A 14,922-nucleotide genomic window follows, 5' to 3' on the forward strand; every position below is an offset into this window, starting at 1 on the left:
ATAAATTTTAAACGCTATCTTTAGCATTGAAGTCCCGGACATGGGAAAACACTTCGTTTTTGCAAGATAATAATCACACTGAAAAGAAGCCGGATATGAACAACCTGATTGAGAAATTTGAACGTTTTGTTATATGGGCAATGTTACTCCTACTTGGCATTGTCGTTGTTGTCTCGGTTTTTGAATTTGCTGTCCTGATTTTCACCGTGCTTTTCTTTGAACCACATCAAAATGCAGTCCTTTTCGATATCAGTCATCTCAATTCTGTCTTCGGATTGTTTTTCAGTATCCTGATTGGTCTGGAACTGTTTGAAACCGTAAAGGTCTATCTGAAAGATAACGTCTTCCACGCCGAAATCATTCTGCTAGTTGCCATCATTGCGGTAGCCCGGAAGGTCGTATTGCTGGATTATGCTGACACAGAAGGATTGACCATGCTCGGAATCGGTTTTATCGTTCTGGCACTGGCAACAGGCTATTATCTGCTGAAAAAAGCGAACAGGGTAAAGAGTGGGAAGAAAAATGATTAAGTAGTGGGGCTGCAGGTGTGCACAGCCCCATATACTCGGTTAGGTCCGGAATGGATTTGTACCTAATCCTCTTACCCGAATGGCAACAAAAGATTAGGTAGCCCAATTTATTTATCCGGACCGAAGATAAAATAATTTTTATTTGGAACAATATTAAATATGAACATCAGGGGTGTGTTTGTGCCTGACAAGAGTTCAACTTCGTCTGGGGTGTCAGCAACGCTTACTTCTCCTAAGCGACTGAAAAACTGAACATCATCTTTTCATGTGAGCCAGAATGACCGGCTTCTTCATCTTGATAGCCATGCCAACTTCCGATATGGTTCCGGGCCCTGGTTCGATAGCAACAATCACCCGCGACGACAACACATTTATAGCATTCCGGACGTGACCTATGCCGGTAAAAAAAGGTATGTCAACATATTCAGACATCCAATAACGTCACATACTCTTTCAAAACCTGGCTGCCCGGCTCTTTTATTCTTTTCCCAAAATCCTCCAGCCAGGAGGTCATGTCTCTTTCCACCGCCAATGATTGCAACACGGGCAAAGCCTCCCGCAGCATTAATGAAAGGCCGGGCATTCCACGGGAAGCCAGGTATTCGTCATCCGATTTGTACAATGCACAATACATTGCCTTCAACTCATTAATACGACCAAAAGCTTCGCGCATGAATCCCGAATCGCGCAAGACGCGAAAATACTGATACAACATCTGCGGTTGCGAAATAGCATATTGGTAATTGTGCTTGGTCGATGCTCCATTGATCATGTTAAATGCAGCCTCCGCTTCCAGAACGTGTTTTGATTTGGCATAAGCCATGGACAAGTTAAACCAGTCATGACGAGCATTGCCCAGTTTACAGGCTTTTTGAAAATAATTAATAGACTGATCGAACCGCTTCAGCTTGTACATGGCCATTCCGGCAATCTGCAAAGCCTCCAGTTGTACCTCTTTGTTCGTTGATTTCAGCAGTAACCGGATTTTCCGGAAAGCCTCTTCCCGTTTACCATCATGATACAACTTCCAGGCTTCCTTAATTTTTCGTTCGCGATAATTTTTTAAGATATTTAGTGGCATAGGAATCGCTTTAAAAAGTTACAACCGGATTAACAGAAGGTATATTTTACTCATGATTTGAGATATACTGGTCCAACACTTCCAGCTTCATGTTACGTTCCATGTTGAACGTCCCCTGATCGCTTTCCAGAACCTCCCAGGTAATCTTCACTTTTCGAAAACAATTCGAAGCTAGGTCCGGTTTCCCCAAATCGTCATAAATCCAGCCAAGCTGATATAGCATTTCCGACAGGATTTCCATTCCGGCAATACCGGTTTTCCACAAATGTTGAAGATTACCCCGGAATTCTTCATCGGAAAAGGACAAATAATAATCAGGATCATTATCCAGCATGCCTTTCAACGAGTCAGTCGCATAATGCAAGGCCCTTTCGGGTTCACCTTTATCACGAAACCCCATCAGAACAGCGATAACACGCCCTAGCTCTTCAAACTGGCGTACCAAAAAGTCTTTGCGTTCGATGCCCATAGAAATGATAATTTTTAACGAAAATACGGAATTTTTGCCATGAAAATACCAGGGCCAACGCCAACTCTTCGGAATGGTTCAACTCCGGACTTGCAAGATTAAGCTTCGGAATGTCAAGGTTGAGCTTCGAACTTGAACAAATTCATTTTGAACTTCACAGGTAGAGCTTCCGCCTTGAGCAAGTGACCTTCGAACTCTACAGGTATAGCTTCGACCTTGATCAAATGAGCTTCGAACTTACTCACTTAAAAAACGGAGATGCCCAACTTGGTAGTGAAACGTTCCAGCGCTTCCATGGCCAGTACCGAATTTCCCGATACATCCAGTTCCGGGCTCCAAACTGCAACACTCAGCAATCCGGGAATGATACCGACAATTCCGCCGCCTACGCCACTCTTACCAGGAAGACCAACGCGAAAAGCAAACTCTCCGGCTTCATCGTACAAACCGCAGGTGAGCATCAAAGAGGCCAAACGCTTGGAACGACTTTCGCTCAAAATCTGTTCACCCGAATGGGGAACAATACCATGATTGGCCAGAAACAGCAAACTGCGGGAAAGGTCACGGCAACTCATAGACAACGCACATTGGTGAAAATAAACATCCAGCAGTTGGTCTACTTCATGATGAATATTCCCAAAGCTCTTCATGTAATAAGCTAATGCCCGGTTACGGTCACCATGAATTCGCTCCGATTCAGCTACTTCCTGGTCATAATCAATGACATCGTTTAACGTTAGCATACGCACGAATTCAAGCAGCGATTGGCGCGGATTGGGAAGGAAATCCATCAACATATCCGACACCACATGCGCTCCGGCATTAATGAACGGATTACGTGGGTAACCACCCGTCGTTTCCAATTGCGTAAGTGAGTTAAACGGTGTCCCGGAAGGTTCGCGTCCCACACGATTCCATACCTCGTCGCCTTTTTCGCGAAAAGCCATCACCAGCGTAAAAACCTTGGATATACTCTGAATGGAAAAAGGTACATCGGCATCACCGACCGCATATTCCTGACCGTTCAATAACGAAACCGACATGCCAAATTGCCGGGCCGGGACTTTGGCCAATGCCGGGATATAATCGGCCACACTACCCTTGCCGTAGAAAGTTTCTACTTCATGGGCAATTTCATTCAGAATTGTCTGTAAGTCGATGTGCGTCATGAAATGCTAAATTAGCTGATTCGCCAATCCGGTAAAGGATTTTCATCTGTTTCTAAACAGGCTCTTCACGCCGAAAAACCTGATATTACCCCACCCTTTTTCCCATTAAAAATCATTAATCCCATTTCTCCTGAAAATGATTTTTCCAGTACTTGGGCGATCGATAATCTCTTGTTAAATTTAAGGCTAATCTAAAACAAAACAGATGTCGAAAATTCCTACCCGGGATGAAGCACTCGAGCTTCTGAAAAAGTACAATGACTCGGACAGCCTGGTCCGACACGGAATGGCCGTAGAAGCCGTGATGAAACACTTTGCTGAAAAGATGGGCGAAGACCCCGAAAAATGGGGCATTATCGGATTAGTGCACGATTTGGATTACGAAAAGTATCCGGAGCAACATTGCACCATGACCCGCCAAATACTGGAAGAGCAGAAATGGCCTGAAGATTACATCCGGGCCATTATGAGCCACGCCTGGGGAATGTGCACCGATGATAAACCACAACTACCGATGGAAAAAGTGCTGTACGCTACCGACGAACTAACCGGCCTGATTACAGCAGCAGTTTATGTTCGCCCATCGCGCAGCATTCTCGATTTGACAGTGAAATCGGTGAAGAAAAAATGGAAAACCAAATCGTTTGCCGCCGGTGCCAACCGCGAAGTCATTATGCAGGGCGCAGAAATGCTGGACATGCCGTTGGAAGAACTGATAGCCGAGACCATCGCCGGGATGCAAAAGGAAGCTGATGCACTTGGACTTCGGGGAGAAGTATAAATCATTTACTGGCAACAGGATAATCATTTCCCACTGCAAATCCGGAAAGTTTCGATTAACTTAGTCCAATCATAACTAAACCAACACACTATGCGTTTCAGAAAAATAGCAGGGGTCGTTCTGATCTCGTTGATTTCGTCGATGACTATGGCACAGGAATCATATCACCCTACCCCCGGAAACCTGGAAGCCCGACAATGGTTCCAGGATGCAAAATTCGGTATGTTCATTCATTGGGGTGTTTACTCGGTGTTGGGCGATGGCGAATGGGTAATGAACAACCAGCATATCGATAAGAAAAACTACGAGAAGCTTCCGGCTTTCTTCAATCCCATTGAATTTAATGCCGCCGAGTGGGTGAAAACAGCCAAAGAGGCCGGAATGAAGTACATCACCATTACCTCCAAACATCACGACGGCTTTTGCATGTGGGATACGAAGCTGACCGACTGGAACATTGTGGACAGAACACCTTACGGGAAGGACGTTCTGAGACAACTGGCGGATGAATGTCATAAACAGGGCATTAAGCTCTTCTTCTATTATTCCCAGCTCGACTGGTATCAAAATAATTATTACCCCAGAGGTAACACTGGTCATTATTCCGGTCGGCCGGAAAAAGGAGACTGGTACGCTTACCTCGACTACATGGATGACCAGCTAACCGAATTACTAACGAATTACGGTGATATTGCCGGCATCTGGTTCGATGGCTGGTGGGACAAAAAGGATGCTGACTGGCGGCTCGACAAAACATACAGCCTCATTCACAAACTGCAACCGTCGTGCCTTATTGGAAGCAACCATCATCAGGCGCCCAAACCGGGAGAAGATTTCCAGATGTTCGAAAAAGATCTGCCCGGACACAACACGACTGGTTTTAGCGGTGAATCAGAAATTGGCCAGCTTCCTTTGGAAACCTGCGAAACGATGAACCATTCGTGGGGCTTTAACTTACAAGACAATAATTACAAATCAACAAAAGACCTCGTTCATTACCTGGTAAAAGCCGCGGGATATAACTCCAACTTCCTGTTAAATGTTGGTCCTATGCCTAACGGGAAAATACAACCGGAGTTCGTTAAAACGCTTGGTGAAATTGGGAAGTGGATGGACCAATATGGTGAAACCGTTTATGGTACCAGAGGCGGTCCTGTTTCTCCGCATAGCTGGGGAGTTACCACCGTGAAAGGCAATAAAATTTTTGTACATGTTCTCGATTTGCCGGATACAAACCTCTTACTTCCGGATTTTGGTAAGAAAGTGAAAAAGGCCTATTTGTATGACGACAAAACTCCGGTGGATTTTCAGCAAAACAAATTCGGTACAACCATCAATATTCCGCGAAACAAGCGAAAAATGTATGATACCGTCGTAGTCATGGAAATCTGAGAAAATTCAAGTATACCATAATACAAGAAGAGGCTTCCCGATTAGGAAAGCCTCTTTCGTTTTGAATATATGCTATTCAGTTATTCAGCTGGTTTATTGCCTAACAAAACCTGGTTGATTAATTTTTCGAACATAGCTTTGGTTTCCTCTTTGCTTCGCGCAATACCACTCGTCATGGTCGGTTTACCATCCATGGGAACCCACAAAAAAGCAGGAATGCCACGAATACCAAAAACTGAGGCCAATTCTTGCTCTACCTGTGTATCCACTTTGTAAAACTGTACTTTGCCGGCATACTTTTTGGCCAGTTCGTCCAGAATAGGAGAAGCCTGTTTACACGGTCCGCACCAATCGGCATAGAAATCGATGATACATGGCTTACTTCCTTCGTATTTCCATTCATTCGGATTTTTCTCATAGTTCATCACCTTCTCCAGGAACATGGCTTTTGTCAGCTTAACCGGCTGGACGTCTGCGTCCCCGTTACCGGGTGCTGCTGCCATCACTCCCTGAGCCACAAAGGCAACCAACGCTACGATTACAAAAATTTTCTTCATAATACTTCAAACTTATTATCTTACCTTCTGATTCTGAAACGTCTAAATCGCTTCTGTTATTGTTTTATATATCTACATTAATACATTTATCATGCCAGAAATGTTTTGGCAGATAAGGCCTCAATGCGCTCAAAACCATTTCAAAATAACAAAATAATACCCGGGAAATCAACTCTCCCGGGCAAATTTAATGCTATTGACAATTATTTTTTTTAACAAAGATTCCCACCAACATGAAAATCAAAAGATTTTCGATGGTTTATTCCCGCATTTTCAACAGTTCAGAATATAGATAATACCCACCATCGAAAACAACGTTCGCATTAGCAGGCAATTGATTAAGGCCGCGAACCTCAACAAAACCGTTATTCCGATATCCCGGTTCCACTTTGATGTGCTGGAAAGTTACCTGTGCGGCTTTTTTCGGATCGTCTTCCGTGTAAAACAGGATGGAATTATTGTTTTCATCATAAATCAGCGAAGCTTCAGGTACACATTGCGCCATATGAGCATCCACCCGAATCATGGCGGCGACAAACATGCCCGGAAGCAGTTTTTCGGGCATCTCGGCTGGCTTCAGAACCACACTCACCACTTTGGCGGTTTCTTCCACCTTACCACCAATGGCTACTACTTTGGCAGGATAGGGTTTATCGCCCAAATTGGAAGCAACAAACATGACATTTTGTCCCACTGAAATATGGGGAATATCGCGTTCCAAAACGGAAATTTTCAATACTAATCGACTTAAATCCAGCACTTCAAAAAGCACCTGGTCGGGAGAAAGTATCTGCCCAACAGAAAAATTAATCTTGTTGATCATCCCATCAATTGGACTGATAATCGGGATTTCACTCTGAATGCCATCACTCATTAATTTTTCAAGATTGATGTGTTGCAGCCGCAGTCTATCGCGAAGCGATTGCGCTCCTGCTTTTTCCGATAAGTAAGCCGCCTTCGCCTGATCAATTTGCTTCCGCGAAGAAATATTATCCCCTTCAAGTTGCTGAAGGCGTTGATATTCTTTCTCAAGCATTTCCAGTGTGTATACACTTTTAAGGTAGCTCTCCTGCATCATAATCAACTCCGGTCCGGTTAGCATCGCCAGAACCTGTCCGCGACTAACCTTCTGCCCCATATGCACAAAAACCCGTTTCACAATACCGGATGAGAATGAATTGACAAGCGCTTGCCCATCCGGTGGCAACGCCACCACTCCTCTCGCCGGTATTTCGTCCGACATATTTTTCTCCATCGGTAGACCGAAAGCAATATTGGTATGGGCAATTTGTTCTCGGCTAAGTTTCAACTGGTCAGAAGCTCCGGCTTCCTCGTTGTTACTGTTTTTATTTTTGCCACAGGCTGTAAAAATCAGCACAACTGCAGCAAGGATGATAAAAAGTTGATTTCTCATGGTTATTTTGTTTCCGGGGAACCCATTACTAAATTCAATTGCAAAACTATCTCATTATATTGCTGAAGGATATCGAGGTAATTGAACCGGGACAAAAATGCCTCACCTGCCATTCGCGAAAATCCGATGTAATCGGTCTGTCCTACTTCACGGCTTTTTATTGCAGCTTTTAGCAGTTGCCTGGCTCGGGGAACAATTTCCGATTCATACATATTCAGGCTTTTGGATAATTGTTGCTGTTGCATGATCAATTGCTTCTGAAGCGCCCAATCTTGTTGCTGCTGCTGAGCTGCCTGATAAGTCATTGATTCACGCTCCAGTTTCAGCGCTTTGGTTTTGGCTGTTTGCGACCAGAACCAGATGGGAATTTCAAGTCCAACACTCCAACCATCGTAACCTTTTCGACCATCAAAACTCTGATCGAAATAACCGACTGAAAAAGCTGGAGCCCAGTTGTTTCCCGAAAGTTTGACTTCCGCATTTTTCTGTGCCACACCTTGCAGCATCATCCGGTAATCCCATGAATTCGATGTTGTATCAGGCAATACACGGACCGGTTGAAAATGTTCCAATTCGTCAGATACAGGTATGATTCGTTCTTCGGAATACAGGAAAACCTGCAGTTGACCCAACTGTGTCTCAAAAGCTGTTTCGGCAGCCATCAATTCCTGACGATATCTTAGTGCTTCTGTTTTCAACAAATTGTACTCACTCAAGTCGATACTTCCATTTTTCAATTGCATGTCAGCCGCTTGCTCTAATGCTCCAAAGAGGCTGTCACGCTGCCTGAGTAAGCGGAGCTTCTCACCCGCAACCTGACTGCGGGAGTAAAGCATCTTCACCTGTGTCGTCAGCATCGATTTTTCCTTTCCAAGTGCCAACTCACTTTGCCGGATATTCTCATTTGCCAGGCGGGCATTCGCTCCGTACATCGTTGGAAATTCAAATCGCTGCCGCACCTGAAAATTGTAGTCGTTATAATTGGTGTTTATCTTTCCCTTATCATACTGCAGCATAAGCGGATCCAGAGAGAAGGAAGATTTCTTCAACGCCTGTTCCCGTTCCACCAATAACGAACGAGCTTTCACCGAAAGGTTATTATTGAGTGCCATTTCCACTGCCTGATCCAACGTAATCGTTTTAGTTGGCTCCTGTGCCCAACCTTTTCCTACCGGGAAGAGCATAAATAAGAGAATCACCGTAACTACCGGTTTCTTTTTGAATTTGAGAAGCTTCCGCCACTCTCCGGAATGAAACAGGTAATAGATAACCGGCAGAATAACCAGCGTGAGGAATGTTGACGTTATCAAACCACCGATAACCACCGTCGCCAGCGGACGCTGCACTTCGGCACCAGCTGCCGTCGAAACGGCCATCGGAAGGAAACCCAGCGCATCAGTCGATGCAGTTAACAACACCGGCCTCAAGCGCATTCGCGTTCCCTGCAGAACGCGTTCATATATATCGTTAACGCCCTCCTCTTCCAGTTGATTGTAATATGAAATAAGCACAATACCATTTAAAACCACAATCCCGAAAAGGGCAATAAATCCAACGCCGGCGGAGATACTGAAAGGCATACCTCGCATAAACAACGTCCAAACGCCTCCCATAACAGCCAATGGAATTGCTGTAAAAATCATGGTAGCCTGTTTCAATGAGCTGAAAGCAAAATAGAGCATAATGAAAATCAGCACGAGCGCAACCGGAACAGCAATGGATGAGCTTTTCTTGGCCGATTGCAGGTTTTCGAACTGACCACCATAACTGAAATAATAACCCGGAGGTAATTTTACTTCAGACTGCAACTTATTGTTGATTTCATTGACAAAGGATTCTACGTCGCGGTTTCGAACATTGATACCGATAACAATTCGCCTGTGCGTGTTGTCGCGACTAATTTGCATCGGACCATTCTCCATAGTTACTTTAGCCACCTGGTTCAACAAAATCAGTTCGCCACCCGGTTTATTAATGCGTAATCGCTCTAAAGCCCGGATGTCTTTACGGTAAGCTTCATCCAACCGGATAACCAAATCAAACCGTCGTTCTCCTTCGAACACCAAGCCAGCCTTCTCGCCGGCAAATGCGGTCCGAATAACATTGTTGACATCTGTAATATCGAGATTATAGTGAGCCAGTTTATCCCGATCGAAACGAACCATCATTTGCGGAAGGCCGGTAACCTGTTCCACACGAACATCACCTGCGCCTTGAACTCCCTGAATAATCGTAGCTGCTTCATTCGCTTTCTCGAAAAGCAGATTCATATCGTCGCCGTAAATCTTAACAGCCACATCCGCTTTCACACCGGTCATCAATTCATTGAATCGCAACTGAATGGGTTGTGAGAAATCGAATGATGCCCCTGGAATTACGTCCAGTGCCTTTTTCATTTTGGCAACCAGTTCCTCCCGGTTATCCGCACTCACCCAGTCCTTCTTATCCTTCATGATAATCATGATATCCGCATCTTCCACTGCCATCGGGTCGGTGGGAATCTCTGCGGTTCCGATTTTCGAGACAACCGTTTTTACTTCAGGGAACTGCTTCAGGAGAATTTTTTCGACCTGTGTGGTGGTTTTAATACTCTGCCCCAGTGACGCCCCCGGGGCGATGGTCATTTGACAAGCCAAATCGCCCTCTTCCAGTGTCGGCATAAACTCACCTCCCAGTCGGGAAAACGAGAACATGGTCATGACAAACAACACAATGGTGACGAGTAGAACCATTATTTTGTGCCTCAACGCCCATTTTAGAACCGGTTGATGAGAACGATTCAAAAAATCGATAATCCGGTCGGCCAAATTACGTTCCTCCTTCACCTTATGGGAGAGAAATACGGCACTGATCATGGGAACATAGGTTAACGACAGAATCAATGCCCCCAACAGAGCGAAACTTACTGTTTGTGCCATGGGCTTGAAGTTCTTTCCTTCAATGCCCGTAAAGGCCAGAATTGGCAAGTAAACTATCAGAATGATAATGACGCCAAACGCGGCAGAGCGACCAACCCGGTGTGTGGCCGTCGAAACAGTGTCATCCATTTCGGCGGCCTTAAGTATCTTGCCGTTAAATCGCTGATGTAGAAGGTAGACAATTCCCTCCACCACAATGACGGCACCATCGACAATCAGACCGAAGTCGATGGCGCCCAAACTCATCAGGTTTGCCGTAACCCCAAAAATGTTCATCATGATAAAGGCAAACAACATCGAAAGAGGAATAACCGACGCAACAATAAGTCCCGAACGGTAATTTCCCAGCAACAAAATCAGGATGAAGATAACGATGATACCTCCTTCCAGCAGGTTTTGTTTAACGGTATTAATTGTTTTTGCGATAAATTGCGAACGGTCGAGATATGGTTCTATTATCAAGCCTTCGGGGAGGCTTTTCTGAACCAGAGCAATCCGTTTTCTTACCTCCTTGATTACCTGAGAAGTATTAGCTCCTTTGAGCATTAAGGTGATTCCACCAACCGTTTCTCCTTTACCATCTTTTGTCATGGCACCAAAACGCGGCGGAGACGAAAGCTTCACACTAGCAACATCTTTAATAAACAGCGGGTAACCATTTACATTCTTAATGAAAATATCCCCGATGTCTTTTTCATCACGCACCAATCCTTCTGCTCGTATATAATAGCGGTGAGGCCCTTTTTCGATGTAACTACCACCCGTATTCTCGTTGTTCCGCACCAGCGCGTTGTAAATTTCGGTAATGGTCACATTCATTCCCACCAAATCGCGGGGTTTTACAGCAACCTCGTACTGTTTTACCTCTCCTCCAAAACTGCTGATTTCAACAATACCGGGAATTCCGGACAATTGCCGCTTAACAATCCAATCCTGAACCGTACGGATCTTCATCGGATTGAATGCCTTTTCATACCCTTTTTCAGGAACCAAAACGTACTGAAAAATCTCGCCAAGGCCAGTAGTGATCGGCATCATTTCAGGGGTACCATAACCGGCCGGAATATCCTGTTCCGCCCTTTTTATCTGCTCACTCACCATCTGCCTGGCAATATGGGTGTTTATTCGGTCTTCGAACACAATGGTTACCACCGAAAGGCCAAACCGCGAAATGGATCGAATCTCTTTCACTCCCTGAATGTTGGCCATCACCACTTCGATAGGAAAAGTGATGAACTGCTCAACTTCCTGCGGAGCCAACGATGGAGATACTGTTGTGACCTGCACCTGGTTATTGGTGATATCAGGAACTGCATCAATCGGCAGTTTGGTAAAGTTGTAGATTCCCAGTCCGATAAGGGCAAGAGTCAGCAAACCTATGACCAACTTATTCCGGATGGAAAATTCAATAATTCTATCAAGCATAGGAACATTTGTTAGGCTAATTTCACAAACAATTATCGTTTTTTTTGAAGAAACTTTCACTTCTCACCACTCATAGTTGTCAAGGTTAGTTTTCAAAAATGAGTCACAACATACCAGTGGCAACCTCAAATGCGAAAATCAGAATTCAACAGACTTCTTCGCATATTTTGGTTATCGTTTATTTTCCTTCAAAAACAGTTTATTTACATAGTACTATGTTTACATTTATTATTACAAACAACTGATTACAAACACAGTTAACAAAAACCTAATAAATTACCACTTGGAGTTCCTTTGACAGATGCAGATATTCTCCCCCTAAAAACCATCTTCCTGATATGCATTAATTCCATACAGAGTTCAATCATTGCAAATATTCGTTTGGTTATTTTTTACTATTCAATACAACAAACCAAAAAAAGGAAGAGGGTTGTCAGGTTTAGAAACAATTGAACCATAAGTTAAAAAATTTAGCATAACAATCCAATAGATCAAGCTTATGTAGATTGATTACAACAGAATGAGCATTTTCTTTTTACAAAACTCATATGGTCTATCCTTTCTGTTCCACTATGATCATACTAAATGTTTTACTTAATTTAGTTCTGCATTAAACTAGATGTACAAACAGGACTTGTCAGATGATCAACGGCTCGATGAAACCGCACCAAAAACTGCTTATCTCTGATAATGACAGAAGTAAGAACCAACACTTATGAAAAATCCACACACCAAAAAACAAAGTACACGGAAAAAGAAGGTATCTCAAAAAACAGGATTACCACCTGGCAGTATGATTTTTATCGGAGACAAGCACGAAGAAGCTCCTGAATTAACCATCATCGACTACGATTCTTCGAAATTTGAGGCAAATGCAAATGCCACCGTACAGGATGCAATGGCTCGGAAAGATGCGGCTCCGGTTAGTTGGATTAATATCGATCAGCTGCATGATGTGGAACTGATGGAGAAACTTGGCAATCACTATGAAATACATCCATTATTGATGGAAGATATCCTGAATACGGATTTACGTCCAAAAGTAGAGGATGAAGACGATTACGTGATGTTGAGTTTGAAGATGCTTAATTATAGCGAGCAACATGACAGTTTAACCACCGACCAAATCAGTCTCATACTGGGAAAAAATTATGTAATCAGTTTTAAGGAAAAGCCCGATACTGTATTTGAACCTGTTATCAATCGTCTCTCTTCGTCCAAAGGAACCATTCGCTCACGGGGAGCAGATTACCTTTTTTATGCGTTAACCGATGTCATCATCGATAATTATTTCACCATTATCGAAAACATCGGTAATGATTTGGAGAAACTGGAAGACCGGATTTTTAATCAGCCGGGCGAAGATGCCCTGCAGGAAATTCATCGATTAAAAGGTGATTTGCTTCAGATTCGCAGAATAACCTATCCGATCCGCGAATCGATGCGAAAACTGGAGAACGATGAAATTGAACTGATTGAAGATAAAACCCGCAAATATTTCACCGATATTTATGAGCACATTACACAAATCATCGAAACCATTGAATCCTACCGGGAAACTGTTTCCGGGCTGAAAGATTTGTACTTGTCAAGTATTAGTTTTCGCATGAACAAAGTGATGCAAGTGCTCACCATCATTGCCACCATTTTTATCCCACTCACCTTTTTAGTTGGCGTTTACGGAATGAATTTCGACAACATGCCCGAGCTTCACTGGAAATACGCCTACTTTATATTATGGGGAATCATGATTAGCATCGTCGTCATCCTGGCGTTTTTTTTCAAAAAGAAAAAATGGATTTAGACGATCAAACTTATGCTCGAATGACAAATACAGGTTTGCATCGCCTTCCGCGTGATACCAGTGTTTTTTGCCGATTCTACAATTCTCGCTATATTCGATGCCGTGCCTTTCGCTGTGCATAACCCGTAAGTTTATGAAAAAAATAAAGATAGACCTTCACTGGCAAATTCTGATTGCTCTTGTACTTGCAGTAATAGTTGGTATTTTTTTTAAACCCGTCGTTCCGTATGTGAGCTGGATGGGAGACATTTTTCTCCGGCTGCTGAAAATGATTGTCATACCACTGATCCTCACCTCTATTATCTCAGGTATTGCCAGCATTGGAGGGCACGGAAACTTTGGTCGGCTCGGCTTAAAAACTATCGCTTATTATGTAGTGACCAGCATGTTGGCCATTACAACCGGTTTAATTTTGGTTAATTTAGTTAAACCGGGTGTTGGCGTCGATTTAACAGCCATACAAAACGTTGATAAACTGCAGATTCAGCATAAGAGTTTCAGCGAAACCCTGATTGATATTGTCCCGGACAATATCTTCAAAGCAATGGTTGATAACGAGTTGTTGTCCATCATTTTTGTCGCTATAATCATCGGAATATTTTTGGCCAAACTGGGAAGTCAGCATCGTCAGTTACTGGTCGATTTATTTACTTCCGGCTTTGAGTTGTTCATGAAGATTACCATGTTCATCATTAAGTTGGCACCTTACGGAGTATTTGGATTGATTGTGAAAGTTATTGCCGACCAAAAGGATTTCGGTGATCTGGTTTATCGTCTGGGCGCTTTTATGCTAACGGTCCTGGTAGCATTGTTCATTCATGCTTTCATCACGTTACCGCTACTGGTCAAATTTGTAGGAAGGGCGAAGCCTTTCAAGCACATGAAAAACGTGACCACTCCATTGCTGACAGCCTTTTCCACTGCTTCCTCGGCTGCAGCCTTACCCCTGAACATGAATGATACGCATGAAAATTCAGGTGTTTCGGAGAAGATAACCAATTTCACACTGCCTATCGGTGCCACGGTCAATATGGATGGAACAGCCATTTATATCGCTGCTGTCGTTATGTTCATCGCTCAGGCACAAGGTGCCACCATGGGATTAAAAGAACAATTCATCATTCTGATTACCGCTTTGCTGGCCAGTATCGGCACAGCAGCCATACCTATGGGAAGCCTGGTTATCATTACGATTCTACTGAATGTGTTAGGATTGCCTTTCGAACTAATCGCCCTGGTGCTTCCGGTCGACCGGATATTAGATATGTTCCGAACAGCCACCAACGTGTGGAGTGACTCCTGCGGTGCGGTTATTATTGCCAAATCGGAAGGAGAAGAGCTGAAGGTATAACAAATGAGGCTGCCTTTTCGGGCAACCTCAA

General features: G+C 43.8%; 12 protein-coding genes. 5 read left to right on the forward strand and 7 right to left on the reverse strand.

Translation table 11 applies throughout. The features are described from left to right. The first annotated feature begins 95 nt into the window (after positions 1-95). Positions 96-530, forward strand: coding sequence for a phosphate-starvation-inducible PsiE family protein (locus T426_RS0112990; RefSeq protein WP_025863878.1), 435 nt, complete (start codon positions 96-98; stop codon positions 528-530). Positions 531-785: 255 nt separating this feature from the next. Here the strand turns inward: T426_RS0112990 and T426_RS25785 are convergent, their stop codons facing one another. The 4 genes from T426_RS25785 to T426_RS0113010 all read right to left on the reverse strand — a co-directional run bounded on the left by T426_RS25785 (position 786) and on the right by T426_RS0113010 (position 3,249). Next, positions 786-962, reverse strand: coding sequence for an SLOG cluster 4 domain-containing protein (locus T426_RS25785; RefSeq protein ID WP_153637596.1), 177 nt, complete (start codon positions 960-962; stop codon positions 786-788). Beyond that, on the reverse strand, positions 955-1,611 hold the full coding sequence (locus T426_RS0113000) for a tetratricopeptide repeat protein (protein WP_027585812.1): 657 nt from the start codon (positions 1,609-1,611) through the stop codon (positions 955-957). Before T426_RS0113000 ends, T426_RS25785 begins: the two co-directional genes overlap by 8 nt. 46 nt (positions 1,612-1,657) lie before the next feature. Further along, positions 1,658-2,080 (reverse strand): tetratricopeptide repeat protein, encoded by a 423-nt coding sequence (locus T426_RS0113005; RefSeq protein WP_025863875.1) that lies wholly within the window; start codon positions 2,078-2,080, stop codon positions 1,658-1,660. 245 nt (positions 2,081-2,325) lie between these two features. Then, positions 2,326-3,249 carry a glutaminase gene (locus tag T426_RS0113010; RefSeq protein WP_234406589.1) on the reverse strand — a complete coding sequence of 308 codons (924 nt, stop codon included), beginning with the start codon at positions 3,247-3,249 and terminating at the stop codon, positions 2,326-2,328. Positions 3,250-3,454: 205 nt separating this feature from the next. On the opposite strand from T426_RS0113010, the gene T426_RS0113015 reads away from it, so the two are divergent. Beyond that, positions 3,455-4,030, forward strand: coding sequence for an HDIG domain-containing metalloprotein (locus tag T426_RS0113015; protein WP_025863873.1), 576 nt, complete (start codon positions 3,455-3,457; stop codon positions 4,028-4,030). Between the two features lie 90 nt (positions 4,031-4,120). Further along, positions 4,121-5,422, forward strand: coding sequence for an alpha-L-fucosidase (locus T426_RS0113020; RefSeq protein WP_025863872.1), 1,302 nt, complete (start codon positions 4,121-4,123; stop codon positions 5,420-5,422). A gap of 80 nt (positions 5,423-5,502) precedes the next feature. Here T426_RS0113020 and T426_RS0113025 read toward each other — a convergent pair whose 3' ends face one another. The 3 genes from T426_RS0113025 to T426_RS0113035 all read right to left on the reverse strand — a co-directional run bounded on the left by T426_RS0113025 (position 5,503) and on the right by T426_RS0113035 (position 11,736). Next, on the reverse strand, positions 5,503-5,979 hold the full coding sequence (locus T426_RS0113025) for a thioredoxin family protein (RefSeq protein WP_025863871.1): 477 nt from the start codon (positions 5,977-5,979) through the stop codon (positions 5,503-5,505). Positions 5,980-6,238: 259 nt separating this feature from the next. Beyond that, positions 6,239-7,393 carry an efflux RND transporter periplasmic adaptor subunit gene (locus T426_RS0113030; RefSeq protein ID WP_025863870.1) on the reverse strand — a complete coding sequence of 385 codons (1,155 nt, stop codon included), beginning with the start codon at positions 7,391-7,393 and terminating at the stop codon, positions 6,239-6,241. Positions 7,394-7,395: 2 nt separating this feature from the next. Next, on the reverse strand, positions 7,396-11,736 hold the full coding sequence (locus T426_RS0113035; RefSeq protein WP_025863869.1) for a CusA/CzcA family heavy metal efflux RND transporter: 4,341 nt from the start codon (positions 11,734-11,736) through the stop codon (positions 7,396-7,398). Positions 11,737-12,451: 715 nt separating this feature from the next. Between T426_RS0113035 and corA the strand changes: the two genes are divergently transcribed. Together corA and T426_RS0113045 are read left to right on the forward strand one after the other, a co-directional pair. Next, positions 12,452-13,540: a magnesium/cobalt transporter CorA gene (corA, locus tag T426_RS0113040; protein ID WP_027585813.1), complete on the forward strand. Its 1,089-nt coding sequence runs from the start codon at positions 12,452-12,454 to the stop codon at positions 13,538-13,540. A gap of 133 nt (positions 13,541-13,673) precedes the next feature. Continuing rightward, positions 13,674-14,891 (forward strand): dicarboxylate/amino acid:cation symporter, encoded by a 1,218-nt coding sequence (locus T426_RS0113045; protein WP_025863867.1) that lies wholly within the window; start codon positions 13,674-13,676, stop codon positions 14,889-14,891. Positions 14,892-14,922 lie beyond the last annotated feature (31 nt).

This window comes from Prolixibacter bellariivorans ATCC BAA-1284 (assembly GCF_000621705.1).
Classification (GTDB): Bacteria; Bacteroidota; Bacteroidia; order Bacteroidales; family Prolixibacteraceae; genus Prolixibacter; species Prolixibacter bellariivorans.